General features: G+C 57.8%; 1 protein-coding gene. It reads right to left on the bottom strand.

The genetic code is table 11. The features are described 5' to 3' along the window. Positions 1–170: 170 nt before the first annotated feature. Positions 171–1,460 (bottom strand): GH25 family lysozyme, encoded by a 1,290-nt coding sequence (locus AC0QHF_RS13355; RefSeq protein ID WP_324704712.1) that lies wholly within the window; start codon positions 1,458–1,460, stop codon positions 171–173. Positions 1,461–1,698 lie beyond the last annotated feature (238 nt).

Genomic DNA, 1,698 nt, shown 5'->3' with positions numbered 1-1,698 from the left:
ACGGCTTTTCTATAAGGGTTTGAAAATTTCTGACCCCATTTCAACTGTAACCACGTGAGCGCTCGTTGCTATAATTCCCAAGCGGTTGAGCTGAATGAATGAAAATTCCTCTCCGCTCCCTCCGCTTGACCGAAGCTCCCTCCGCTTGACCGAAGCTCCCTCCGCCGGGACTACCGGGGAGTCGGGCGGCGCCACAAGCGGGCAAATTCGGCGATCGTCTCCGGGGGAATTTGGGATTGCAGCCACTCGAGCGCCTCTTTTTGGGTGGAAAGGCCGCCGTAGTATTTGCAGACGTCGAGCAATTTGATATCCACTTGGACTTCGGGGACGGCATTCCACTTCTGCTCGAATTCCAGAAGGGTGGAGACGGGAAGTTGTCGCTGCAGCCACCGCAACGCCTCGTTTTGACTGGGCAGGTCCCGATAATACCGGCACACGTCCAGCAGTTTGATGGAGCGGGTTTGGGGCGTGGCCTGATTTCGCCACCGGCGGGCGAATTCCAGCAGGTCTTCTTGGCCGATCTGCTGTTGCAGCCACTCCAGGGCTTTGTCTTCGGTGGGGGAACCGTGGTAGATCCGGCAGATGTCGAGGAGTTCGATGGTGGGGGTGGGTTCGGGTTCGGGTTCGGGTTGGGGTTCCGGCTCGGGTTGGGGTTCGGGTTCCGGTTCGCCTTCGGGGGGGACGAAATTTTCCACCCGTCCCATCAATGCCACCCAGGTTTTCAAGTCGGCGATGCCGTCGGAGGCGATCGCCTTAGCCTTTTGAAAGTCGATCAGGGCGCCTTCGGTACCGGCGCCGAAAATCCCGTCGATAACCCCCGGGTCGAAGCCGCGATTTTTGAGCAGTTTCTGCATTTTCTCAATTTTGGGACCCCGGGCGCCTTTCAGGACGCTCTCGAACAGGTTGATGTCCACCCCGCCGTTGATCCCGGCTACGGTGCCGCGGTCGGTGTACTGCCAAAACACCCAAGTCGTCCACTTTCCGGGGATGGCGGGTTGTTCGGCCTGGGTGTAGTGAGCGATCCAGAGGGGATAGTCGGAAAAGCGATCGGTGCCGAGTTTTTGCCAAAATCCCGGGTAGGTGTAGACGATCGGCCGAAATCCCGTCCGCGCTTCGATCCCGTCGAGCCACTCCTGGGCGCGATCGCAGACGGTGGCCGCGTCGAGTTGGTCGGTGGTTTCGATATCCAACACCGGGGGCAGATCTCCGGGTTCGAGGGAGACGGTTTTCAGGAAGTTGTCGATCTGTCCCTTGACGTCGCTGGCGGGCCGGAAGAAGTGATAGGCCCCCCGGATCAAGCCGTTGGCTTTCGTCTGTTGCCAATAGGATTCAAACACCTCGGCGACAAACCCGGCTCCTTCGGTCGCTTTGATGAAGGCGAAGGAAATGTCGGAGTTGACAACCGCTTTCCAATCAATGTTGGGTTGGTAGTCGGAAACATCAATGCCGCGTATGCTCATCGGTTTGGAAGGTAGAAATTCAAAATTGGACTCGAAAGAAGCTCGGGTTCGACTGGGGGGATCGCCCCGTCGGATATCGACTGTGCGATTGATTGACCCTGCCAGTCCTATATTGACTTCCGTCCGGACGGGGCGAATTCAGCATCGGTTGAGGTCGAGAATATTAGGGGTCGAGAGAGAAGTCACCTTCTCCCCCTCCCATTCTCCAAGCGTGCATGAGACTTTCACCTCACACGGC

This window comes from Lyngbya sp. CCY1209, from assembly GCF_055795065.1.
Note: the sequence above shows the minus strand (reverse complement) of the source record. Positions and strands in the feature narration are given on the sequence as shown.

Excerpts from the sequence above, each read along its gene's own strand:
- AC0QHF_RS13355 (WP_324704712.1), bottom strand. The coding sequence starts at position 1,460 with ATGAGCATACGCGGCATTGATGTTTCCGACTACCAACCCAACATTGAT.